The 24045-nt window shown below is 52.2% G+C and carries 23 protein-coding genes; 13 read left to right on the top strand and 10 right to left on the bottom strand.

Annotation, left to right across the window (positions count from 1 at the left end; all coding sequences use genetic code 11):
- A complete protein-coding gene (locus tag C7387_RS05735; RefSeq protein ID WP_038257443.1) occupies nt 1-1383 on the bottom strand; it encodes an MFS transporter in 1383 nt (460 codons plus the stop codon).
- 305 nt (nt 1384-1688) lie between these two features.
- Between C7387_RS05735 and amiA the strand changes: the two genes are divergently transcribed.
- Entirely contained in the window at nt 1689-2534 is an 846-nt protein-coding gene (gene amiA / locus C7387_RS05730) for an N-acetylmuramoyl-L-alanine amidase AmiA (RefSeq protein ID WP_120816262.1), read from the top strand.
- A gap of 104 nt (nt 2535-2638) precedes the next feature.
- A complete protein-coding gene (locus tag C7387_RS05725; RefSeq protein ID WP_006820056.1) occupies nt 2639-3679 on the top strand; it encodes a porin in 1041 nt (346 codons plus the stop codon).
- 35 nt (nt 3680-3714) lie between these two features.
- On the opposite strand, the gene C7387_RS05720 is transcribed toward C7387_RS05725, so the two are convergent.
- From C7387_RS05720 to melA, 3 genes are all read right to left on the bottom strand, one after another.
- A complete protein-coding gene (locus C7387_RS05720; RefSeq protein WP_006820057.1) occupies nt 3715-3969 on the bottom strand; it encodes a SemiSWEET transporter in 255 nt (84 codons plus the stop codon).
- 2 nt (nt 3970-3971) lie between these two features.
- Nucleotides 3972-5393: a melibiose:sodium transporter MelB gene (melB, locus tag C7387_RS05715; protein WP_120816261.1), complete on the bottom strand. Its 1422-nt coding sequence runs from the start codon at nt 5391-5393 to the stop codon at nt 3972-3974.
- 88 nt (nt 5394-5481) lie between these two features.
- Nucleotides 5482-6831, bottom strand: a complete 1350-nt coding sequence (gene melA, locus C7387_RS05710) for an alpha-glucosidase/alpha-galactosidase (RefSeq protein WP_134436794.1) — start codon at nt 6829-6831, stop codon at nt 5482-5484.
- 234 nt (nt 6832-7065) lie between these two features.
- On the opposite strand from melA, the gene melR reads away from it, so the two are divergent.
- From melR to C7387_RS05690, 4 genes are all read left to right on the top strand, one after another.
- Nucleotides 7066-8037 (top strand): transcriptional regulator MelR, encoded by a 972-nt coding sequence (gene melR, locus C7387_RS05705; RefSeq protein ID WP_120816260.1) that lies wholly within the window; start codon nt 7066-7068, stop codon nt 8035-8037.
- A 194-nt stretch (nt 8038-8231) separates the two neighbouring features.
- The gene (locus C7387_RS05700; protein ID WP_120816259.1) at nt 8232-9506 is read left to right on the top strand and encodes a RidA family protein; all 1275 of its coding nucleotides are present in this window, start codon (nt 8232-8234) and stop codon (nt 9504-9506) included.
- A 156-nt stretch (nt 9507-9662) separates the two neighbouring features.
- A complete protein-coding gene (locus tag C7387_RS05695; RefSeq protein WP_120816258.1) occupies nt 9663-9950 on the top strand; it encodes a VF530 family protein in 288 nt (95 codons plus the stop codon).
- A gap of 6 nt (nt 9951-9956) precedes the next feature.
- Nucleotides 9957-11270 carry a glycoside hydrolase family 10-like protein gene (locus C7387_RS05690; RefSeq protein ID WP_120816257.1) on the top strand — a complete coding sequence of 438 codons (1314 nt, stop codon included), beginning with the start codon at nt 9957-9959 and terminating at the stop codon, nt 11268-11270.
- 26 nt (nt 11271-11296) lie between these two features.
- Here the strand turns inward: C7387_RS05690 and C7387_RS05685 are convergent, their stop codons facing one another.
- Both C7387_RS05685 and smrA read right to left on the bottom strand, forming a co-directional pair.
- Nucleotides 11297-12247, bottom strand: a complete 951-nt coding sequence (locus C7387_RS05685; RefSeq protein ID WP_006820064.1) for a hypothetical protein — start codon at nt 12245-12247, stop codon at nt 11297-11299.
- Nucleotides 12248-12352: 105 nt separating this feature from the next.
- Complete coding sequence (smrA, locus tag C7387_RS05680; protein ID WP_120816725.1) at nt 12353-12916, bottom strand: DNA endonuclease SmrA; 564 nt, start codon at nt 12914-12916, stop codon at nt 12353-12355.
- 449 nt (nt 12917-13365) lie between these two features.
- Here smrA and ogt point away from each other — a divergent pair, with 449 nt between their 5' ends.
- The 4 genes from ogt (at nt 13366) to uspE (ending at nt 16549) form a co-directional block, all read left to right on the top strand.
- Nucleotides 13366-13881, top strand: coding sequence for a methylated-DNA--[protein]-cysteine S-methyltransferase (gene ogt / locus C7387_RS05675; RefSeq protein ID WP_006820066.1), 516 nt, complete (start codon nt 13366-13368; stop codon nt 13879-13881).
- Nucleotides 13882-14074: 193 nt separating this feature from the next.
- Nucleotides 14075-14827, top strand: coding sequence for a fumarate/nitrate reduction transcriptional regulator Fnr (fnr, locus tag C7387_RS05670; protein WP_147424894.1), 753 nt, complete (start codon nt 14075-14077; stop codon nt 14825-14827).
- A 243-nt stretch (nt 14828-15070) separates the two neighbouring features.
- Nucleotides 15071-15427 carry a hypothetical protein gene (locus C7387_RS22865; RefSeq protein WP_071777536.1) on the top strand — a complete coding sequence of 119 codons (357 nt, stop codon included), beginning with the start codon at nt 15071-15073 and terminating at the stop codon, nt 15425-15427.
- A 174-nt stretch (nt 15428-15601) separates the two neighbouring features.
- Nucleotides 15602-16549: a universal stress protein UspE gene (uspE, locus tag C7387_RS05665; RefSeq protein ID WP_006820069.1), complete on the top strand. Its 948-nt coding sequence runs from the start codon at nt 15602-15604 to the stop codon at nt 16547-16549.
- 52 nt (nt 16550-16601) lie between these two features.
- Here uspE and C7387_RS05660 read toward each other — a convergent pair whose 3' ends face one another.
- The 3 genes from C7387_RS05660 to pntA form a co-directional block, all read right to left on the bottom strand.
- Nucleotides 16602-16790 (bottom strand): YdiH family protein, encoded by a 189-nt coding sequence (locus C7387_RS05660; protein WP_134436788.1) that lies wholly within the window; start codon nt 16788-16790, stop codon nt 16602-16604.
- A 128-nt stretch (nt 16791-16918) separates the two neighbouring features.
- The gene (gene pntB, locus C7387_RS05655; protein ID WP_006820071.1) at nt 16919-18307 is read right to left on the bottom strand and encodes a Re/Si-specific NAD(P)(+) transhydrogenase subunit beta; all 1389 of its coding nucleotides are present in this window, start codon (nt 18305-18307) and stop codon (nt 16919-16921) included.
- Nucleotides 18308-18317: 10 nt separating this feature from the next.
- Nucleotides 18318-19844 (bottom strand): Re/Si-specific NAD(P)(+) transhydrogenase subunit alpha, encoded by a 1527-nt coding sequence (gene pntA / locus C7387_RS05650; RefSeq protein ID WP_038257409.1) that lies wholly within the window; start codon nt 19842-19844, stop codon nt 18318-18320.
- Between the two features lie 519 nt (nt 19845-20363).
- Between pntA and ydgH the strand changes: the two genes are divergently transcribed.
- The 3 genes from ydgH to folM all read left to right on the top strand — a co-directional run bounded on the left by ydgH (nt 20364) and on the right by folM (nt 23636).
- The gene (gene ydgH, locus C7387_RS05645; RefSeq protein ID WP_006820073.1) at nt 20364-21314 is read left to right on the top strand and encodes a DUF1471 family protein YdgH; all 951 of its coding nucleotides are present in this window, start codon (nt 20364-20366) and stop codon (nt 21312-21314) included.
- 177 nt (nt 21315-21491) lie between these two features.
- Nucleotides 21492-22874: an amino acid permease gene (locus tag C7387_RS05640; protein WP_038257403.1), complete on the top strand. Its 1383-nt coding sequence runs from the start codon at nt 21492-21494 to the stop codon at nt 22872-22874.
- A gap of 39 nt (nt 22875-22913) precedes the next feature.
- Nucleotides 22914-23636 carry a dihydromonapterin reductase gene (gene folM / locus C7387_RS05635; protein WP_038257400.1) on the top strand — a complete coding sequence of 241 codons (723 nt, stop codon included), beginning with the start codon at nt 22914-22916 and terminating at the stop codon, nt 23634-23636.
- Here the strand turns inward: folM and C7387_RS05630 are convergent.
- Nucleotides 23633-23968 (bottom strand): GlpM family protein, encoded by a 336-nt coding sequence (locus C7387_RS05630; protein ID WP_006820076.1) that lies wholly within the window; start codon nt 23966-23968, stop codon nt 23633-23635. The genes folM and C7387_RS05630 overlap by 4 nt on opposite strands.
- Nucleotides 23969-24045: the final 77 nt, after the last annotated feature.

Raw genomic sequence — 24045 nt, 5'->3', positions numbered from 1 at the left:
TCATACTGCTTTATTGCTAAAATTTTGTGCCTGATGGCCAGATTTGAATCGAAGATAACTTACGGTCAAAGACAGCAACGAGAAAAATGCTCCTGCGAGCAGGCTAATATTTGTGCCATGGCTTGCATAGAGATTGAAGAAAACAGCCACCAGCGCGGAACCAATAATTTGTCCGACAAGTCGGGAGCTCCCCAGTAGCCCGCTGGCAATACTGCTATTCTCATGCGAGACCGACGTCATAATGAGATAATTGTTAGGAGACTGGAATAGCCCAAAACCAAACCCGCAAATGGCCACTCGCCAGAGGATCTGCAGATTCGAAGGCTCGCCCGGAAGCCATACCATAAGCAGCGTACCTACGAGAAGCAGCGATAGCCCTGAAAGCGCGACCAGGTTAGGGTCATGTTTTTTAATAAGATCCCCGGCCACCAGCGAGGTCAACATCGTTGCCAGGGGCCATGCGGTCAACAACATACCGATCTCCACAACATTGCGGTGCAGCACGTTATGGAAATAAAACGGTAGGGAGACGAAGGCCAGTAGCTGTGTGCTGTACGACAGCGTCGACATCAGTAACGACAATGAGAAGGTTTTACTGTGGAATATTTCTACCGGTATCAATGCACTATCATGCTTCCTTTTCTGATCGACATAGAGAATTGTCGCCAGCACGGCCAGGATTATTGCACTCAGAACCACTTCAATAGGGTTATTTTTCGTTACTCCGAGCATCAGCGTTGAAAACGAAATAAACGTCAGAAACACCAACCCGGCGCCTGCTTTATCAAAGCGGGTTTCCATGCGTTGAGTCGATTTTAGCGACACCATACACAGCACGAGCGAAATACAGGCAATGGGTACGTTAATGGTAAACAGCCAGTTCCAGCTCGCCACGGACATAATGGCAGAGGCAATTGAAGGTCCGGCGGCGGCGGAAACAGAGACCACCATGACATTAATCCCCAACCCTCGCCCTAGTAGCCTCGGCGGGTAGATATCTTTTATTAGCGCCGCATTCACACTCAGAATCGCCGCCGCACCAAATCCCTGAACCACACGAAATACGGTGAGCATATTCAGCGTGTCAGAGAGCGCGCATCCAAGGGATGAGAAGGCAAAAAGAATCGCTCCCATAATGAAGATTCGCTTGTTCCCGACTTTTCTCCCCAGGGCTGCAAAAACCAGTAACGAAGCAATAACCGCAAACTGGTACGCATTAATTATCAGGATGGAAGAGGATTCAGAAACGGCAAAATCTTTGGCGATCACCGGTAGAGCTACGTTGGCAATCGTGCTATCCAGCATGGCAATAACGGTGCTGAGTGAAACCGCCAGTACGGCAGCAACATTTAATTTTTCTTCTTTAGCGAGTTCGGTAGACATAATTCCTCCCCAGGATGAGTCATTGAACAATGGGGTAATCATCACCTGTTGTGTGGGTTTGCAATGAGTAAAAACGTTATAACATAACACTCTCAAATGAGAATAATTATCTTTTGAAAGGATCTATATCAATATGTTTCGGTGGGAAGTATATGGTTTTCCGAAGCTATTTATTTTTAGCGCTTCCACCGGGTTAGCAGGCTATGTGAAAACACGAGGTAACCCACAGCAACAATAAATAACATTCAAAGCCTCGATCCCGGCCAGGGTAAACGTTATAACATCACAATAAATGCAACAACGAGGTGATTGTTTTGGACAGGAAAACGACACGCCGGCAGATCATTCTTGCTGGTTTAGCGACTCTCGCCGCCAATGCGTTAGTTACACCATTTGCTCATGCGCAGGCACAAAAACGGTTAATACATCCTCATTCCCCCTCCCCGACTCATGGTCGTGGGAAATATACGGTCATGCTGGATCCCGGGCACGGCGGCATTGATTCAGGTGCGGTGGGCCATGAAGGTTCGCTGGAAAAACATGTTGTGCTGGAGATTGCCAATAACGTTAAAAACCTCTTAAAAGGTCACGGCATTGATGCTTTCCTGACGCGCACAGATGATACGTTTATTCCACTCTACGACCGCGTCCAGATCGCCCACGCGCATAATGCCTCTCTTTTTATGTCGATTCACGCCGATGGCTTCACCAGCCCTGCCGCTCACGGGGCTTCCGTCTTTGCCCTTTCAACCCGGGGAGCCAGCAGCGCAATGGCAAAATACCTTGCGAAAAGTGAAAATGCGGCAGATGAAGTTGCCGGCAATAGGGCTATGCACAAAGACAAATATCTGGACAGGATCATTTTTGATCTCGAGCAGACGGAAACCATTAAGGAAAGTCTGCTGCTGGGGTCGCATATTGTTCGCCATATCTCCCCCGTTCACCCTATGCATTCACGGCAAACGGAACAGGCCGCTTTTGTGGTACTGAAGTCACCTTATATCCCTTCCGTGCTGGTAGAAACCTCGTTTATCACTAACCCTGAGGAGGAAAGACTTTTAGGCACAACGGCATTTCGCTACAAGATTGCTTCCGCCATTACCAATGGCATTGTCAGCTACTTTGGTCGTAAACAAATCGTTTCCGCATAATAATAACCCGCTCATTCTACTGGAATGCAGCAGTGAGCATATGTCCCGGTAAATCTATCCCCTGTCACCATTTGGGTGTCAGATCTTCTTTAGGGCTATTTATCATGACATTGCAATTTCCGCGCTACTGCTTTGTAGCCATCTCACTACTGTTTTCGCCAGCGGTTCTGGCGGTTAATCTTGTGAACCAGGACGGCAAAAAACTCGATTTTTACGGCACAATTATCGCCAGACGTTTTACCAGCAATAACGTGAAAGACGATGGCGATCGAAGTTATCTCTATTTTGGTTTGATTGGGAAAAAAGATCTCGCCAGACACTGGCAGGCCTACGCCCACTGGGAATATACGGTCAGCGCTTCAGATGCCAGCAGAAACGCAACCCGGTTGGCGTTTCTCGGGATAGACAACCCCGACTGGGGAAGTCTGGATATCGGACGTAACTGGGGAGTGCTATACGATGTAACCTCATTAACCGACCGTTCACCCTTCTTTCGTGAGATGTCATATAACTATATTGATAATTTTATGCGCGGCCGGGCGCTTAATCTTATGACATGGCGTAAAAGGTTCTCTCTCTTTCAACATCCCTTGAAGGTCGCCCTGCAGTACCAGTTCAAAGGCAATAACGACTATCACACCTTAAAACAGCAGAATGGCAACGGCATTGGTGCTTCGCTGGTGTGGTACTTTACCCCCGAGCTGAGTGCACTATTTTCGCTTTCATCTTCCGCAACCACCTTTTATCAACAACAGAATGCGGGCTATCAGAAAGACATTCGTACCTTCGCAGAGGGGCTTAATTACAACAGCAGAAAGCTGTATCTGGCCGCCGTCCTGACGCAGAGTAATAATGCCGTTAATCCTCAGGTCCGTGATAACAACACCTCCTCCGTCAGCTACGAAGCGCTGGCGAAATATATGCTGACCGACAAATTACAGCCAGACATCAGCTATACCCGGCTGACACAAACCGTTGCTGGCAGGCGTACCCAAATCCTCGATTACGAAGAGCTGGGGTTCAGCTACTACTTCAATAAAAATGTGCAGGTTTTCGTCGATTATAAATTTAACAATGTGCGGGATAAGGCTTCTGGCATTGATTGTGCGGACAAACTGGATACCGGAATAAGCTATCACTGGTAAAATTCTCCCCGGGCAGCCGGGGAGATTCATCATAACTACTGACGACGCAGCGTCATCAGCAGAATGGGTAATGCCAGGATAAGTGTGAGCAAATTCGCCATACTGACCGCCCGGTCACCTATCAGCAGGCCATACACCAGCCATAACGCCAGACCGGTGACAAACATGATATACATTAACCGCGAGATCCCCTGCGTATTACGGGTGCTTATCACTTTTATCGCCTGAGGCAAAAAAGAGAGCGTAGTCAGCATCGCAGCAAGATAACCAATGATTTTCACCCATTCCATGTTTATGCCTTCACCTGTGCTGGGCTCGCCACCGGCAGCGCCTCGCCGGGTTCGCTCTCATGGATTTTGCGATATTTATCGAGCAGATGAATTTGAATACGACGCAGCATGTCGCCGTTCAGCGTGTAATAACGGAAATACAGGAACAGCGTGATGGCAAAGAACAGCGTCGGCAGCACAATCATAATCGCCTGCATCCCAAAGATAGTCTGGGCTGACTGCACCGTATTTGGCACATAGCCAATCACCGCCAGAACCACGGCAATAAACCAGGCCGCAAACGCCGCCCCGGCCTTCACCACCAGGGTCTGCACGGAATACGCAATACTCTCACAGCGGATGTTCATGGTGTATTCGCCGTAATCGACGGTATCCGCCACCATGATAACCTGCAGCACCCAGAACAGCGCGGTACCTACATTGAGCAACATACCCGCAAGGGCAATCAGCACCACCGGGTAACTCCCGCTAAGTGCCATCCCAAAAAGGACCCCGCCACCCAGTACCGGCATGATTGAAGCCCCCGCCCACAGCACTCGTCGTGACAATCCTTTCACCAGCCGAGGAAAGAGGATGAGCGTCAGCAAATTGGCGACGCCCGCATAAGACATGTAGTACGGGAACAGCTCCGCATTGCCAATGACGTAGGTAAAATAATAGATAGCAAAGCCAGAGATCACGTTCGATGCGGTGTTATATGCAAGTGCCATCCCCAGAAGGCATGCCAGCTGTTTGTTTTTATAGATAAGAGAGACCATCTGCTTCAGAGAGTGATCGCCTGAGTCCTCACTCACTCCGCTGTCGGAGGAATAGACTTCATGTACATTACGCAGCGTCACGATGGTCGAGACCACAAAGAAGGCTATCAGGATAAGCGTGAACATCTGAAAGCCAAAACCACGATCCCCGCCGCCGACGGCATTAACAAAGGGCAGCGTGATCCCTGCGGTCACAAACCCTGAAAGGCTGGCGAAGAAGCGCGGGTACGGCACCAGCTCCTCGCGTTCGCGCTTATCAAGCGTGATGGTCGGCACCAGCGACCAGAACGGAACATCCATAATGGTGTAGGTAAATCCCCACAGCAGATAAGTGACCCACACCCAGGCCAGCAGCGCCACGCCGGAAAAATGATGGGCGCTGAACAGCATATACAGGACTATCGAGTTCGTGATGGTGCCAATCAGGATCCATGGCTTAAACTTGCCCCAGCGCGAGCGGGTGCAGTTAACCAACCACCCCATTAACGGGTCTGCCAGAGCATCCAGAATACGCGCCACCAGAAACAGCGTACCCACCACGCCAACCGAGAGCCCAACCACATCGGTGTAGTAGTACATCAGGTACATGTAAACAATACCGATCGCGAAATCCTTGCCGAAAGCGCCAAATCCATAGCTGAGTTTTGTTGTTAGTGAAATACTCATAGTCTCAAGGCCGCTGCAACCAGCGCCTCCTCCAGGGATAGTGACAGAAAACCATCGGGCCCATGGACCCGACGGCGAGGCGCAGCTACTACAGCCAGTCCGGTAGCCATTTCCCGTGGCTGGCAATCAGATCGTCCACCAGCGCGTAGATCTCCTCGATCCCAAGCACCGCCGCAGTATGCGGATCCATCATGGTGGCGTAGTACACATAGTCACGGTTCTCCGTCAGAATGGCCTCAGTCAGCAACGTCTGAACGTTAATATTGGTTTGCATCAGCGCGGCCAGATGCGCCGGAAGTTTACCCACTTTCGTTGGCTGAATACCGTTGGCATCCACGAGACAGGCCACCTCCACGCAGCACCCTTCCGGCAGGTTATCAATAAGCCCGTCATTGCGTACGTTGCCGTAGACTACGCTCGGTTCTCCGGTCCAGATGGCATTCATGATGGTGCTGGCATACTCGCGGGAAGGTTTGACCTCAATGCGCTCGCTGCTCTGGTACTGCTCCAGCTCTTTATGCCAGTTTGCCACCTGCTCAACGCAGCGTTTTGGATATTCATCCAGTGGGACTTTATAGCGAGCAATCAGATCTTCTCGACCGGGTTTGATAAACCACGGCGTATATTCAGCAAAATGCTCAGAGGATTCGGTCACAAAGTAGCCCAGTTTTTTAAACATCTCGTAGCGGACGATATTTTCGCAGCGCGGGTTGCCGTGCAGATTCGGTTTCGGTGCCCTGCCTTCGGCATAGGCCTGCAATAGCTCGGGATAAAGACTGACGTACTCGCCGTTGGCCACTTTCTTCTCAAGCGAGAGGTAGAACGCCATATGGTTGATGCCGGCGCAGCGATAACGCAGGTCCGCCGGATCCAGATCCAGGTCGCGCGCCAGTTCTTCCGACGTTCCCTGCACGGAGTGGCACAGCCCCACTTGCTTGATATGCGGGTAACGGGCGTACATCGCCCAGGTATTCATCGCCATCGGGTTAACGTAGTTCAGCATCGTGGCATTCGGGCACACCTCGGTCATGTCATCGCAGATTCGCCACAGGTGCGGAATAGTGCGCAGTGCGCGCATGATCCCGCCAGGGCCAAGGGTATCGGCAATGGTTTGCTCCAGTCCGTGTCGTTTACACACTTCGAAGTCAGTTACCGTACAGGGCTCGTAGCCGCCAATCTGGAACGCGACTACCACGAAATCCGCGCCCTGGAGAGCGGCTTTCTGGTCGCGATGACAGGTTATTTCACCGTTAGCACCGAGCGATTCCATCAGCTTACGCACCACAATGTGCGATTCCTCAAGCCGGGTCTCATCAATATCCATCAACGCGATATGCGCTGATTTCAGGGCCGGGCGCTGAAACACATCGCCGAGGATGTTTTTAACAAACACCGTTGAACCGGCACCAATAAAGGTAATTTTGGGGGCAGACATCATCATTACTCCATCAGGTCATTGAACCCCTGCAGAGTGGCATACCCTTCCCTTGCTGCGCTGCCCTGTTCCCGTGGGAGCATTCCCGAAAACTCAGATAGGCTCGCCTCAGGTCAACGATCTGAGTTTTCGGGAGTAAATCGCGGAAAAAGTGCAGGAAATGGGCCGTCGATTAATCTAAGCTCAGGCCTAAGTGATGCGCTATAGCGCCCGATCTGACGATTCAGGAACAGGATGATGAAGGAAAATGCCACGCCGCCGCTGCCTCCGGACCCGCATATGTGCAGCAGCGATGAGAAGCAAACCCGCAGCCCGCTGACGCTCTATTCGGAATATCAGCGGATGGATATCGAACTGAGGCAACCTCACGCGATGTCCGCCAGCCACTGGCATGGTCAGATAGAAATTAATGTGCCGTTCGACGGTGACGTTGAGTACTTAATTAACAACGAACAAGTGCGCATTAAACAAGGCTATATCACGCTGTTCTGGGCCTGTACCCCGCATCAACTCACCCGCCCCGGCAACTGCAAACAGATGGCCATTATCAACCTGCCAATGCACCTGTTTCTTACCTGGCCGCTGGACAGGGAGCTTATCAACTACGTCACCCACGGAATGGTAATTAAATCGCTGGCAGCACAGCAGCTGAGCGCTTTTGAGGTTCAGCGCTGGCAGCATGAGCTCAGCAGCGACAACCCGCAGATCCGCCAGCTGGCAATTGATGAAATTGCCCTGATGCTGAAAAGGCTATGCCTTGCGGGCTGGCAGCCGATTCTGGTGAACAAAACCTCACGAACGCAAAAGAACAGCGTCTCACGGCACGCGCAGTTTTATGTCAGCCAGATGCTGGAGTTTATTGCCGAACACTACGATCAGGCTCTGACCGTTGATGCCGTTGCCGAGCATGTGAAATTGAACCCTAACTATGCGATGGGCATCTTTCAACGTGTGATGCAGCAAACGATGAAGCAGTACATCACCGCGATGCGCATTAACCACGTGCGCGCTCTGCTGAGTGATACCGACAAAACCATCCTCGATATTGCCCTGACCGCGGGCTTTCGTTCCAGTAGCCGGTTCTACAGCACCTTCAGCAAATACGTGGGTATGCCACCCCAGCAGTACCGCAAGTTGAGCCAGCAGCGTCGACACCCTCTCCCCTACACAGAAAGTGAATCCGCTGGTGAGACATCCCCATTCTCATGATGAGAAAATTAGCGTAATGCTTATCATATTGGAGTGTAAAAGCGGCTGAAATATGCGGCTTTTCACGCGAGAAGGCCCACCTGTCACGTTTTTATTTTTTGGCACACTGATTGCTTAGGGTTAATAAGCGCCGCCAGCGTTCCCGGCTCTGCGGCCCATTTAACACTTAATAAAACGTAAGGGTAAGCATTTCTATGAGTAACTTTAACAGCGTGTTGGCCATTAATACCGATAGCGCGCCAAAAAGCATCGGTCCCTATTCTCAGGCAGTCGCCTTCTCCCATTACAATAACCTTTCCGCACAGCTCCCCATCGATCCCAGCACCGGTAAAATGGTGACCGGAGACGTCAAAGCTCAGGCTGAGCAGTGCTTCAAAAATATTAAGGCCATCCTTGAAAACATTCATCATCCGATGGATGACATCGTTAAAGTCACGCTGTTTCTGAAAAACATCACCGATTTCGACGCCGTTAGCCGGGTGTACAGCGCGTTCTTCCCTGACTATGTTCCGGCGCTGACAACTATTTCTGCGGCGGCGCTGCCGATGGGCGCACTGGTTCAGGTTGAGGCGCTGGTCTCGAATGGCGAAGGTACGATCCCTGATGCGCCTCAGGCGGGAGATTTAATTAAAATTGCCCGTAACACCGAAAATGCGCCGCGGAATATGCTCTCCACTCAGACGGTAGCGTTCTCCCACTACAACAACCTGTCTGCGCAATTACCGATTGTGCCGGAAACCGGAAAGCTGGTTGCGGGTGGGATTAAAGAACAGGCGACACAGTGTTTAAAAAACATTAAGTCCATTCTGGAAAAAATTGACGCGCCGTTTGATGATATCGTCAAAATCAACGTTTATATGACCAATGCCGCCGATATCGCCGCCTTTAATGAGGTGTACACCACCTTCTTCCCGGACTCCGCCATTGCCAGAGCCGTGGGTTATTTCCCGGCTCGTAGTATTACGGTGGTTCCGGCATTGTTAATGGATGCGCAGGTGCAGGTAGAAGCGATTATCTCGCACGGCGACGGCACTCCGCCGCAGGCCATCGAAGATCGCCATGGCATCGTCATTAAGCCACATAACACCGCCAAAGCGCCGAAAGATGCCTTCTCCACGCAGACCGTTGCGTTTTCACACTATAACCATATTACTGCACAGCTCCCGTACCTGCCGGAAAACGGCAAGCTGGTGGCCGGTGGCGTAAACGATCAGGCCCGTCAATGTCTGCAGAACATTAAAGCCATTGTGGAGAGCATTGATCACTCACTGGCGGACATCGTCAAAATCAACATTTGCCTGAAAAACCTCGGTGATATCGCCGCCGTCGATGATGTCTACGCCACTTTCTTCCCTACCGGGACCCCCGCACGCAGAACGATCGGCGTCTCCTGGCTACCGGATGGTGCGTTAGTCCAAATTGAAGCGGTGGTCTCTCACGCTGAAGGTACTGCACCAGACAAAGTCTGATCCTGACAAAATGCACACCCTGAATGCGGATCCCCGGCGGTCCGCATCTTTACTGCTATCCCCCATCAGAACCGGGTCATTGCTGGCGTTCCTGCTTTCTTGTACTCTTCCCCTGTACAAGCTTCGGATGACAACTTCACACTACGCGGATTTCCCATGTCAGCACACGCTTCAAAAGATCCTCTGCACGGCATCACGCTGGAAATGCAGGTTAATGCCCTCGTTGCCCATTTTGGCTGGCAACAACTCGGTCAGCGCATAAAAATTAATTGCTTTAACAGCGACCCGAGCGTCAAATCGAGTCTAAAATTTCTGCGTCGAACCCCGTGGGCGCGCGCTGAAGTCGAAGCGTTATATCTGGAGATACTGGAAGACCATCCCGCTTCGGCACCAGACGCCACCGCCTTCGACCCGTGGGCAAACAGCCGTGCAAAGAAAAGCTAACCACTCATGATGCTAAAAAAATCAACCCTGACTCGCCTGACGCTGGGGGCACTGGCAGGCTGTGCCTGGTTACTGGTCAGCTGCTCCTCCCAGCCCCCTAAGTCACTGGTGACGCCTCTCCCCCCGCTGGTGAAGCACCCGCAGCCGGATAAATCGTTACAGGGTCCGATGCGTGGTGTCTGGCTTTCGACCGTCTCCCGTCTGGACTGGCCTCCGCAGAACTCCGTCAACGCCGATCCGGCCACTCGCATGTTCCTGCAGAAAAAGGCGCTGACCGATAAGCTGGATAACCTCAAGCGCCTTGGTATCAATACCGTTTTTTTCCAGATTAAACCTGATGGAACCGCGCTGTGGCCCTCTAAAATTCTGCCCTGGTCCGATATGCTGACCGGCAAGATTGGTGAAGATCCGGGTTACGATCCGCTGCAGTTTATGCTTGATGAAGCCCATAAACGCGGCATGAAAGTTCATGCCTGGCTCAACCCTTACCGCGTTACGGTGAACACAAATGCCTCAACCGTAGCGGCGCTCAACGCCACCGCCTCATTACAGCCGGCAAGCGTGTTTGTGGTGCATCGCAACTGGATCCGTACCGCTAGCGACCGCCATGTGCTGGACCCGGGGATCCCGGAAGTGCGTGACTGGATAACTAACATTGTGGCCGAGGTGGTTGCCCATTATCCGGTGGATGGTGTGCAGTTTGACGACTACTTCTATGCGGAAACCGCCGCCTCTCCGCTCAACGACAACCGCACCTACCAGCAGTATGGCCAGGGCTATGCCTCGAAAGCGGACTGGCGGAGGCATAATACGCAGTTGCTGATTGCTCAGGTGTCGAAAGCGATAAAACAGGCTGGCCCAAACGTCGAGTTTGGTATCAGTCCGGTCGGCGTCTGGCGAAATCGCTCCCATGACCCGATGGGTTCCGATACCCGGGGATTATCGTCCTATGATGAAATCTATGCCGATACCCGCGGTTGGGTACAGCAAGGGCTGCTGGATTATATTGCGCCGCAGCTGTACTGGCCGTTTGCCCGCGATGAAGCCCGCTATGACGTTCTGGCGAAATGGTGGGCTGACGTGGTGAAACCGACCAATACCCGTCTGTATATTGGCGTGGCGCTGTATAAAGTGGGTGAGCCGTCGAAGAAAGAGCCCGACTGGACGGTGAATGGCGGTGTTCCTGAGCTGAAGAAACAGCTCGATTTGAATGATTCGCTGCCGCAAATCAGCGGAACCATTCTGTTCCGGGAAAACTACCTTGACCAGCCGCAAACGCAGGAAGCGGTGAACTACCTGCGTACGCGCTGGGGTAGCTAAGCGAGCAGGCCTTGCGTATTGGGGAATTAAAAGCTCATCGCAAGGCCGATACCATACCCACTGGTGTTGGCGCCGAACATATAGCGCGCCACGATACGAGTTCGGGTGACAAATACGTTGTATTTACTGCTGTCGAGCTCAAAGCCCAGCCCGAGCGAACTCAGATTGTCGAACCCAAGCTGACCGCGCTGGACGCCGAGATATTCCGTATGCGCGCCTTCAACCACGTAGCGCACCGGGCTTTTCAGCAGCGTCCAGTCGAGAATAGGCGCCCGGTAGCGCATATACAGCCCCAGGTTTTCAGCGTTTGCCTGCCCGCTAACCACGTCTGCAGTGCTGCCAAAAGTTTGCAGATTCATGGCTGAATAACGAAGCTCAACGTCAATATCGCGGGGTTCAGAGAACAGCTCATAGTCGAGCATCAGCGAACCACCCAGCCCGTAAGCATTGAGCCTGCCGCCATCCAGAAAATCCAGTGAGCTGTCTGTGCGGTGTTTGATAACGCTGGTACCAATACGCAGATCGCTTGCCATGGTGCCGAGCATAAAGTTAGCAATCGGGCGCAGCACCAGGTTACCGCCCCAGCGGTCTTTGTAGAGATGAAAATCCCAGCCCACGCCACCGGTGGTTGTCAGACTGTTCCATTTGGTAGGAATACGGCGGCTTTCGCTGCCGTCAGAGAGAATAAACTGCGGATCGTAGCGGCTGTACCCCATCGTTCCTTCAAGATAAAGAGGAAACGCTTCACTGAGCGTGGCACCGCCGCCAAACTGAGTAATCGAAAGCTTGTTCTGCTCGTTACTTCCGCTACCAATATTAAGGTCGCTGGCGGTTACGTCAGGAACGACCGTATAGCTCATGAGCGCAAGCACGGCATCGGCGCGCCGTTTCAGGTTGCTACCATCAGCGGCATAACCCGTCTGCCAAAGCAGTAAGGTAGTGAGCACAACGCCAGCGCGGGGAAATGAATTTATCATCGAGGAGCACTGCCTCCACTCACTCATCACTTAGGTGCAATCGTAATCCAGTATAGCGATGCTTAAGTGACGGAAAAGAGGTAATGCTCTATTTTTGTGAAGATTTTATCGGCTACGTTTGGCGTGGCGCTCCCAGTTCTCCAGTTTCGCCTGGGCCGATTTTCGCAGGGCAACATAACAGGCGCCGGCCCCGCCGTGGTGCGGTAGTGAGGCGCAAAAGGCTTGTACATCGCTAAGCTCCGTCAGCCAGCGCGCCAGATAGCTACGTACAATATTGGCATGAGACTCATCGGCTTTGCCTTTGCCATGAACGATCAGCACATTGCGCAGCCCTGCCTCTGACGAGTGGTGAATGAAGGCATAAAGCTGCTGGCGGCACTGCTCCACCGGCTGGCGCAATAGGTTCAGACTCGCCTGTTGGCTGTATTTTCCCTGCCGCAGCTTCTCCAGCACGCCGTTCTGCACACCTTCGGCTTTATATTCAAGCGGGGTACCGAGCGGAACGATATCCAGTCCCCCCAGCGTTAATGGGTTATCGAGTTGCAACGTATCGATGTGCTGAAGTGGCCGTGAATTGCGGTTGTGCTGCCAGAGCACGTCGTTTCCTCGTTTCAGCGGCTGGACGTCTTCCATTGCCTCAAGAAAAAGTGATTTATCGTCAATGCCCATCATGATTTCTCCGGCTACTGCTGACGCACTACTATAGCGGCGCTCCCGGACAGGCTCAATGCGTTTTGATATATCCTGTTAGCGGTCACATATTAAACAGACACTATCAGAAGGGGTAATCGAATAAGCGCAACTCATGAATTAACCTCTACTTAACTAAAATTAACCAACGTTAATATTCGGAATAAATATTACGCTTATTCTAAATAAATCGATCAAAATCGCTGGAAATTAATTTCAGCGCCGCTATAACTATATATATCCACATATGGAGTAACAAGTGGACACAAATTATGGAATGAACAGCTGTGTGTACTGCGGGGCCTGCCGGGATGTCGACAGGTCCCGATTTTTTCTTGCCATTCTTCCCTGCTTCTCTTTAGGTATGTCGAAGTATTCCCGGACATGGTATCGTGTTGCTACGTTATTGGACTGTACAAGAGCAAGCGATGCTGAGATTACTTGAAGATAAAATTGCCACCCCGCTCGGCCCATTATGGATCCTCTGCGATGAACAGTTTGCCCTGCGCGCTATTGAGTGGGAAGAACATAGCGACCGCATGGAACAGCTACTGAATATTCATTATCGTAATGATGGCTACGAACGTATTAGTGCGACTAATCCAGGCGGCCTCTCCGATATTATGCATGACTATTTTTCCGGTAATCTCGCCATCATTGATACGCTCAAAACAGCAACCGGCGGCACCGCCTTTCAGCGCGAAGTCTGGCAAGCGTTGCGTGAAATTCCCTGTGGGCAAGTGATGCATTACGGCCAACTTGCCGAGCAACTCGGCAGACCAGGCGCAGCACGCGCCGTCGGCGCCGCCAACGGTTCAAACCCGGTCAGCGTCGTGGTTCCCTGCCACCGGGTTATTGGGCGCAACGGCACGATGACCGGCTATGCCGGCGGCGTTCAGCGTAAAGAATGGCTGCTCCGTCACGAAGGTTATCTTTTGCTTTGACCATCCGTGCCTTTCTGGAACTGACTGGCAATTTCCGAGCGAGAAAAGGCACAAATAACTTCAGCTTTTTCATAAAGATGAAGGTTTTTGCATTTTCTCGTTTATATATCGTATGAAACGGGATCAACAGACTTACCTGCTCGCCAAAAAGATGTTAAAATTGACCAATATCAATTACGGCTTGAGCAGACCTATGATCCCGGAAAAGCGAATTATACGATGCATTCAGTCTGGCGGCTGCGCCATCCATTGTCAGGATTGCAGCATCAGCCAGCTCTGTATCCCGTTCACGCTGAACGAGCACGAGCTTGATCAGCTGGATAATATTATCGAGCGCAAAAAGCCAATCCAGAAAGGACAGACTCTGTTCAAAGCAGGTGATGAGCTTAAATCACTGTACGCGATTCGTTCTGGCACCATCAAAAGCTACACCATCACCGAACAAGGTGACGAACAGATTACCGGCTTCCATCTGGCTGGTGACCTGGTTGGCTTTGACGCCATCGGTACCGGGCACCACCCGAGCTTTGCTCAGGCGCTTGAAACCTCAATGGTGTGCGAGATCCCGTTCGAAACGCTGGATGATTTGTCAGGCAAAATGCCTAATCTGCGCCAGCAGATGATGCGCCTTATGAGCGGTGAAATTAAAGGCGATCAGGATATGATCCTGTTGCTGTCGAAAAAGAACGCTGAAGAGCGTCTGGCGGCATTTATCTATAATCTCTCCCGTCGTTTTGCACAGCGTGGCTTCTCCCCTCGTGAGTTCCGCCTGACCATGACGCGTGGTGATATTGGTAACTACCTTGGTCTGACGGTTGAAACCATCAGCCGCCTGCTGGGCCGCTTCCAGAAAAGCGGTATGCTGGCGGTGAAAGGCAAATATATCACCATCGAAAACAGCGATGCTTTGGCCACGCTCGCAGGCCAGGCGCGCAACGTTGCCTGATGCTTTAACGGCAGCTTAAATCCCAGACCGGAACAATCACGTTCCGGTTTTTTTAATCCCGCATAACATCTCCGACAATACATTAATATTTAATGCATCAGCAATACGTAATTAATATTACATCCCGCAGATAAAAGAATGATAATCCGTCGAAAGCGGTCGACCTCAAAAAGATATATGTAATTTCCTATAGCTCAGCAAAAAACGAGGTGTTAATCTCGGGGTGTGAATACAGGAGGAGAAATGAACTGGGAAATTAAGAATATGCTCGTTTGTCCTGATAGCGGTACCGCATACGCTGTGGCCGCCAGTCCAGGCGATCTTGATATCATTGTTTGGTATAAAGGTTCTTACTTTCTACGCCCTGGTAACATGCTGACAACCAGCGATCTCGGTTTATTTGTCAATGGCCGCCAGCGGGATATCGAGCTAATTAGCTGCTTCCCCTATACTAACTCATTGTGGTTATATTTTCAGGTCAGGACAGAGTGTCCGGGTAATAATAACCAGCTCCTCACTAATTGTCCTTGTGAAGCACGCTGCCTCTTCCCCTACTGTCCGTATGGCGTTCCGCATAATACTCCTTGCCTTGTAACCTGAAGGTGCATCGGGTGAGGTGAATTCACCCGGCACTCCCGTTCATCGGCATACCGCACAGCCTGCGCGAGATTTTTTCTGATTTGTTGATCTGACGAAGGCTCTTCACTGTTTCATTTCATCCCAATGAGTTATCTTTTACTAAAGACTGTGGTTGCAGCTGTAAGGAGACCCTGTATGGCAAAGTATCAGAACATGCTCGTGGCTATCGACCCAAACCAGGACGACCAGCCTGCATTACGACGTGCTGTTTATCTGCATCAACGCATTGGCGGACGTATTAAAGCCTTTTTGCCGATCTACGATTTTTCGTATGAGATGACCACGCTTCTTTCCCCGGACGAGCGCACCGCAATGCGTCAGGGTGTTATCAGCCAGCGTACCGCGTGGATCCGCGAGCAGGCTAAATACTACATCGAGTCCGGTATCCCCATTGATATAAAGGTGGTCTGGCATAACCGTCCGTTCGAGGCGATCATTCAGGAAGTGATCGCGGGCAAACATGACCTGATGCTGAAAATGGCACACCAGCACGACAAGCTTGAGGCCGTTATCTTTACGCCGACAGACTGGCACCTGCTACGTAAATGCCCGTGCCCGGTGTGGATGGTGAAAGACCAGCCGTGGCCGGAAGGTGGTCGTGCGCTGGTGGCGGTGAACCTTGCCAGTGAAGAAGGCTACCACGACCCGCTGAACGAAAAACTGGTGAAGGAGACGCTACAGCTTGCAGAACAGGTGAACCACACCGAAGTGCATCTTATCGGCGCCTACCCTGTCACCCCTATCAATATCGCCATCGAACTTCCCGATTTTGATCCAAGCGTTTATAACGATGCTATTCGCGGTCAGCACCTGTTGGCCATGAAGGCGCTACGTCAAAAATTTGGTATTGCCGAGAACTTTACTCACGTTGAGAAAGGTCTGCCGGAAGAAGTTATCCCTGATCTTGCCGAACATCTTGATGCCGGTATCGTCGTACTCGGAACCGTTGGTCGTACCGGCCTGTCTGCGGCGTTCCTTGGTAACACCGCCGAGCAGGTTATCGATCACCTGCGTTGCGATCTGCTGGCTATCAAGCCAGAAGCCTATCAGACCCCGGTCGAACTGGATGACGAAGACGACTAACCTGCAAACACAAAAAAGCCGCTTTTCGAAGCGGCTTTTTTTCGTCTATTCGTCAATGGATACCCACACGCCAGGCAAAATAAATTTCCTCTTTCAGCTCATTAGAAGAGAGCGCCATCAGATCGGCAAACTCAAGCTCCAGCTGTTTCAGTTTTTTGAGGTATTTAGCGGGCGTCAAAACGGTGGCGTCGCGGCGAAGGTATTCGATGGCTAACTGTGCCGGTGTTAATTCGGTATCCATATCATCCTCTTTAGTGTTTAAAACCTGACCAGTATAGCACACCGGACTGAACATTTTTTGAGCGTTAACAATTTAAATGTATAAAAAAGCCGCCTGCTAAGAGGCGGCTTTAACTAACCTTTCAAGCCTTACAAGGCTTTCAGAATCGCATCTACGCTGGCTTTGGCATCGCCAAACAGCATTGACGTGTTCTCTTTAAAGAACAGCGGGTTCTGTACGCCGGCATAACCGGTGTTCATAGAACGCTTAAACACGATAACGTTTTGCGCTTTCCATACTTCGAGTACCGGCATCCCGGCAATCGGGCTCTTCGGATCGTCCTGCGCCGCCGGGTTAACCGTGTCGTTTGCGCCGATGACCAGAACGGTATCAGTATCGGTAAAGTCGTCGTTGATTTCGTCCATTTCCAGCACGATGTCATACGGGACCTTCGCCTCTGCCAGAAGCACGTTCATATGGCCTGGCAGACGGCCGGCAACCGGGTGAATACCGAAGCGAACTTTGATCCCACGTGCGCGCAGCTTCTCCGTGATTTCCGCCACCGGATACTGAGCCTGTGCAACGGCCATACCGTAGCCCGGGGTAATGATGACCGAGTGCGAATTTTTCAGCAAATCAGCGGTATCTTCAGCGCTGATTTCACGGTGTTCACCGGCTTCTTCATCACTGCCCGTTGAGGAGCCATCGGTACCAAAACCGCCAGCAATAACGCTGATAAAGGAACGGTTCATGGCTTTACACATGATATAGGACAGAATCGCACCGGAAGAACCCACCAGGGCACCGGTTACGATCAGCAGATCGTTACTCAGCATAAAGCCTGCCGCCGCTGCCGCCCAACCTGAGTAGGAGTTCAGCATTGACACCACCACCGGCATGTCAGCACCGCCGATAGACGCCACCAGATGCCAGCCAAACGCCAGCGCGATAACGGTCATGATAAGCAGCGCCAGCACCTGTAGCCCGACGCTTTCGGTACGGACAAACACAACCAGCAGCACGAAAGAGACCACCAACGCGGCCAGGTTCATTTTGTGACGGTTAGGCAGCATCAGCGGTTTAGATGAAATTTTGCCGCGCAGTTTACCAAACGCCACGATAGAACCCGTGAAGGTTACCGCACCGATGAAGATGCCGAGGAACACTTCGGTCAGGTGGATGTTAACCAGAATTTGTTCCATCCCTGGTTCGTGGTAAAGATAGCTATTGAAGCCTACCAGAACCGCCGCCAGACCCACGAAACTGTGCAGAATCGCCACCAGTTCCGGCATTTCGGTCATTTCTACGCGCTTCGCCAGACGAATCCCGATAGCACCGCCGATGACCATCGCCACCAGGATCCAACCGACGTTACCGGTGTCAGGCCCGAAGATGGTTGCAATCAGCGCAATCGCCATCCCGGCGATACCGTAGTAGTTGCCCTGCTGAGAGGTCTCATGTTTTGAGAGCCCCGCCAGGCTAAAAATAAACAGGATCGCGGCAACAATGTATGCAGCTGTGACTAATCCTCCAGACATTTGTTACCCCTTAGTTCTTCCGGAACATTTTCAGCATGCGCTGAGTGACGGTGAAACCACCAAAAATGTTAATGCTGGCAATCAACACCGCGATAAAGCTGAAGAAGCTGACCCAGCCACCCTGCCCAATCTGCAGCAGCGCCCCCACCACGATGATCCCCGAAATGGCGTTTGTCACCGACATCAGCGGCGTATGCAGCGCATGGGAGACGTTCCACACCACGTAGTAACCCACCACGCAGGAGAGCGCAAAGACGGTGAAGTGTCCGAGGAACTCTTTCGGCGCGACGTTCGCCAGCCAGCCGAACAGGATGATCGCCAGCGCCATCAGCGCGTATTTACGCCATGGCGAAGCCGGTGCTTTCGGCGCTACCGGTGCGGCTTCTACTTTTGCCGCCTGTGGCTGCGCGGAGACCTGAATCGGCGGCGCAGGCCAGGTGACCTCACCCTCACGGATAACGGTCACACCACGTACTACCACATCATCAAAATCGATAACGATGTTGCCGTCTTTTTCTTTGCACAGCAGTTTTAGCAGGTTAACCAGGTTAGTACCGTACAGCTGGGAGGACTGCGTGGGCAGACGTCCTGGCAAATCGGTATAGCCGATAACTTTTACGCCGCTGGCGGTGGTGACCACTTCATTGGGGACGGTGTATTCACAGTTCCCGCCATTTTGCGCCGCGAGGTCAACAATCACGCTACCCGGGGTCATGGAATCCACCATTTCACGGGTAATAAGCTTCGGTGCCGGTTTCCCTGGAATGAGCGCGGTGGTCACGATGATATCCACCTCTTTCGCCTGGGCGGCGAAAAGCGCCATTTCCGCTTTAATAAAGGCTTCGGACATCACTTTGGCATAACCGTCGCCGCTGCCCGCTTCTTCTTCGAAGTCCAGCTCAAGGAACTCAGCCCCCATACTCTGAACCTGTTCCTTCACTTCCGGACGGGTGTCGAAAGCGCGAACGATGGCTCCAAGGCTGTTGGCTGCACCGATGGCAGCAAGGCCAGCAACGCCGGCACCGATCACCACCACCTTCGCCGGCGGCACTTTACCCGCAGCGGTTATCTGGCCGGTAAAGAAGCGGCCGAACTCATGCGCTGCCTCTACTATCGCGCGGTAGCCGGCGATATTTGCCATCGAGCTCAGCGCATCTAATGACTGCGCGCGGGAAATACGCGGCACGGAGTCCATCGCCATCACGTTAATATTGCGGGCGGCCAGTTTCTCCATCAGCTCTGGATTTTGCGCAGGCCAGATGAAGCTAATCAACGTCGTTCCCGGGTTGAGCAGCGCAATTTCTTCGTCCGTTGGCGCATTAACCTTCAGAATGACGTCTGACTGCCACACCGCATCTCCGGTGACAATCTCTGCGCCCATCTGGGTAAACGCCGAATCCTCAAAACTGGCAAGCTTCCCGGCACCGCTTTCAATCGCGACCGCAAAACCCAGTTTGAGCAGCTGTTCCACCGTTTTCGGCGTCGCGGCAACCCGGGTCTCCAGCGCCACCCTCTCTTTTGGTACACCAATACGCATAGTTTTCCCTTCCATCGGTTTTTGATGATGGTTTATTTTTCTTCGGCTGAGTACGCTCGCGGCCCTTGCCGCTTATCGCACATCAACCTGACAAAATAAAACAGTAACAAACTTGCTATAACCTACTGAAAATGACGGCCGTGATCTACTGGGATAAAAAAGTATTTATGAATTTATTGAGGAAAAGTCATCGCTCGCCGTTCCAGCAGCGTTATTTCCCTCTATTTTATGGCGATGCCTGATAATTCGCTCCAGTAAAGCGGTAAAACGTGATCAATCGCCTGTGAATAAAGCCGATTTAACATTACATTAACTTATAAAAGTGATAACAATTATCGATTTCGCTGTTCAAGCGGCTGTTTTTTCAACATATCCCTAAAAGTGTACCTCCCCTGATATCGAGTTCGCACAGGAAGTGAAAAATGCCGCAGACAGCAAGACAAATTAAATGCAATAATCAACCAGTTTACTCAACAACATTACCAGTATCTGGTTTGCGCAAGGCGAAGGATTATTTTTATGAAGCTTAAGTATACACTCCTGGCGTCAGCACTCCTTTCTGCAGCGGCCTTGTCTGCCAATGCAGCAACCGAGCTGACTCCGGAGCAAGCAGCGGCGCTGAAGCCCTACGATCGTGTGGTGGTAACCGGGCGTTTTAACGCCATCGGTGATGCGGTACAGGCAGTTTCCCGCAAAGCGGATAAAGAAGGCGCAGCGTCTTTTTATGTTGTCGATATGTCTGATTACGGCAATGGCGGCAACCAACGCGTCACTGCTGACTTCTATAAAGAAAACGCACAAAAAGCAGATACGCCGAAAAACCGCGTCATTAATGGCGTAGTGGAATTACCAAAAGATCAGGCCGTGGCGCTGATACCTTACGACACCGTTACCGTTCAGGGTTTCTTCCGTAGCCAGCCGGACGTTAACGATGCCATCACCCGTGCCGCGAAAGCTAAAGGTGCCGCGTCCTTCTTCATCGTGCGCCAGGTAGATGCCAACAGCGGCGGTAACCAGCGCGTCACGGCTTACATCTACAAAGCCGATGCTAAAAAACGTGCGCTGCAGAGCCCGGATGCCATTCCGGCAGACTCTGATGCAGGTCGCGCAGCTCTCGCCAAAGGTGGTGACGCCGCCAAGAAAGTTGAGATCCCAGGCGTTGCCTCTTCAGCATCCGTTGGTCTGGGGACTGGCGTAGGTAACTTCTTCGAGACTCAGTCGTCAAAAGGTGGTCGTTACAGTGTCACGCTTCCTGATGGCACCAAGATTGAAGAACTGAATAAAGCTGCTGCTGCACAGATGGTGCCGTTCGACAGCGTACAGTTCACTGGAAACTTCGGCAACATGACCGAAATTTCTTATCAGGTTGCGAAGCGCGCCGCGAAGAAAGGCGCGAAATATTATCATATTACCCGCCAGTGGCAGGAACGCGGCAGTAACATGACGATCAGCGCCGACTTGTATAAATAAGCAATACGCATCAAGAAAAGGCGGCTTTTTGCCGCCTTTTTTCATTTTTTTATGCATACATCATTGCATGCCCGCCACTCTCTTCGTAAAATCCCGCGCCTTAGCGTAATCCACCATGTTTATGCGATTTCGCACAATAAATATTCTTCCATCCCGACGTTAACCAACAGGATTGTCATGGAAAAAAAACTTGGCCTTAGCGCATTAACGGCATTGGTACTGAGCTCAATGTTGGGTGCTGGCGTGTTTAGCCTGCCGCAGAACATGGCAGCCGTTGCCAGCCCCGCTGCGCTGCTGATTGGTTGGGCCATTACCGGCGTTGGGATCCTGTTCCTCGCCTTCGCGATGCTTATCCTGACCCGCATTCGTCCGGATCTGGATGGCGGTATCTTTACCTATGCGCGCGAAGGCTTTGGTGAGCTTATTGGCTTCTGCTCCGCCTGGGGTTACTGGCTGTGTGCGGTTATTGCGAACGTCTCATACCTGGTTATCGTTTTCTCGGCGCTGAGTTTCTTTACTGACACACCGGAGCTGCGTCTTTTCGGCGATGGCAATACCTGGCAGTCTATCATTGGGGCCTCGGTGCTGCTGTGGGTGGTGCATTTCCTCGTCCTGCGCGGCGTACAGACGGCGGCCAGCATCAACCTGGTTGCGACGCTGGCGAAACTGGTTCCGCTGGGTTTATTCGTTATCCTTGCCGTGATGGCGTTCCGTCTGGACGTCTTCAAGCTCGACTTCACCGGTCTTGAACTCGGTGTGCCGGTCTGGGAACAGGTGAAAAATACCATGCTGATCACCCTTTGGGTCTTCATCGGCGTGGAAGGTGCCGTGGTGGTTTCCGCTCGCGCCCGTAACAAGAAAGACGTTGGGCGCGCGACGCTCCTGGCCGTGGTATCCGCACTGTGCGTTTACCTGCTGGTAACCCTGCTCTCTTTAGGCGTGGTCGCACGCCCGGAGCTCGCCGGAATGCGTAACCCATCCATGGCGGGCCTGATGGTTAAAATGATGGGTGGCTGGGGTGAGATTGTTATCGCGGCCGGGCTTATTGTTTCCGTGTGCGGGGCTTACCTGAGCTGGACCATCATGGCGGCAGAAGTTCCGCTGCTGGCCGCAACGCATAAAGCGTTCCCGCGTATCTTCGCCCGTCAGAACAAGAACAGTGCGCCTTCGGCTTCTCTGTGGCTGACCAACATCAGTGTCCAGGTTTGTCTGGTACTTATCTGGCTGACCGGTTCTGACTATAATACGCTACTGACCATCGCTTCAGAGATGATTCTGGTGCCGTACTTCCTGGTGGGCGCGTTCCTGCTGAAGATTGCCACCCGCCCTCTGCATCAGGCGGTGGGTATCGGTGCCTGCATTTATGGCTTATGGTTATTGTACGCCTCCGGACCGATGCATCTGTTGTTGTCCGTCGTACTGTATGCGCCAGGCCTGCTGGTCTTCATCTATGCGCGCCGGACGCACCAGCTCGATCAGGTGTTGAAACGCCGTGAAATGGCGTTAATTGGATTTTTACTGGTTGCCGCCGTGCCGGCAACATGGATGCTGGTGGGGTAATATTCCGAAAACCCCATCGCTGACCCCAAGGAGACAACGATGGGAAATACCCGACAGCTACCAGTCCTCATTACCGGTGGAGGCCGCCGAATCGGCCTCGCCCTTGCCCACCATTTTCTCAATCAAAAACAGCCTGTTATCGTTAGCTATCGTAGCCACTATCCGTCGATAGACGGCCTGCGTGAAGCTGGTGCGCACTGCATTCAGGCCGACTTTTCTACTGACGAAGGTATTCTTGCCTTTGCAGACCAGGTTAAGGCCCACACCGACGGCCTGCGGGCAATCTTGCATAACGCCAGTGCCTGGGTTCCTGAAAAGCCGGGTACTTCGCTTGCACAAACGCTGAATGCGATGATGCAAATACACGTCAACGCCCCCTATCTCCTCAACCACGCTCTGGAGCCGCTGCTGCGCGGTCATGGCCATGCCGCTGGCGATATTATCCATTTCACTGATTACGTAGTGGAGCGCGGCAGTGACAAGCACATTGCCTACGCCGCCAGTAAGGCTGCGCTCGACAACATGACCCGTTCTTTCGCCCGTAAGCTGGCGCCAGAGGTCAAAGTCAACGCGATTGCGCCAGCGCTGATTCTGTTTAACGAAGAAGATGATGCAGAGTATCGCCAGCAGGCGCTGAATAAATCCCTGATGAAAATCGCGCCCGGCGAAAAAGAGGTCATCGAGCTGGTCGATTATTTACTGGTGAGCTGTTATGTCACCGGCCGTAGCTTTGCCGTCGACGGTGGCCGCCCGCTCTGCTAGTGGAAACGGCTCCAGATGAGAATCAGGATCCAGGCGCTGAGCCCCCAGCAGGCAACCGCCCCGCCGAGTGCCAGCGGCAGACGCATAAACCCGGTGAAATACCACAGCGACAACAGGTAGGCGAAGTACGGGATGATCGACCACATGCCAAAGACAATCGTTGCCCGCAGCGCTTCAATACCGCGCTCGCTGGCAACGATATAGTGCGCAATCATGGCGAAGGTTGGAAATAGCGGGATGAGTCCGGCGATATAGTAATTTTTTGTTTTTGCCAGGATGCCTATCAACACCACCACCAGAGCACCCAGCGCCGCCTTAATCAACAATGCCATTACTTCAACCTTTATAAATCAGTCACTCGTGGCATGCAGCTTAGCGGAAAGCTGACTGTTTATAAAAGATTAATGGA

Source organism: Yokenella regensburgei (assembly GCF_003634235.1).
In the GTDB taxonomy this organism is placed as follows: Bacteria; Pseudomonadota; Gammaproteobacteria; order Enterobacterales; family Enterobacteriaceae; genus Yokenella; species Yokenella regensburgei.
The sequence above is the reverse complement of the archived record's forward strand: the minus strand, read 5'-3'. Positions and strand labels throughout refer to the sequence as shown.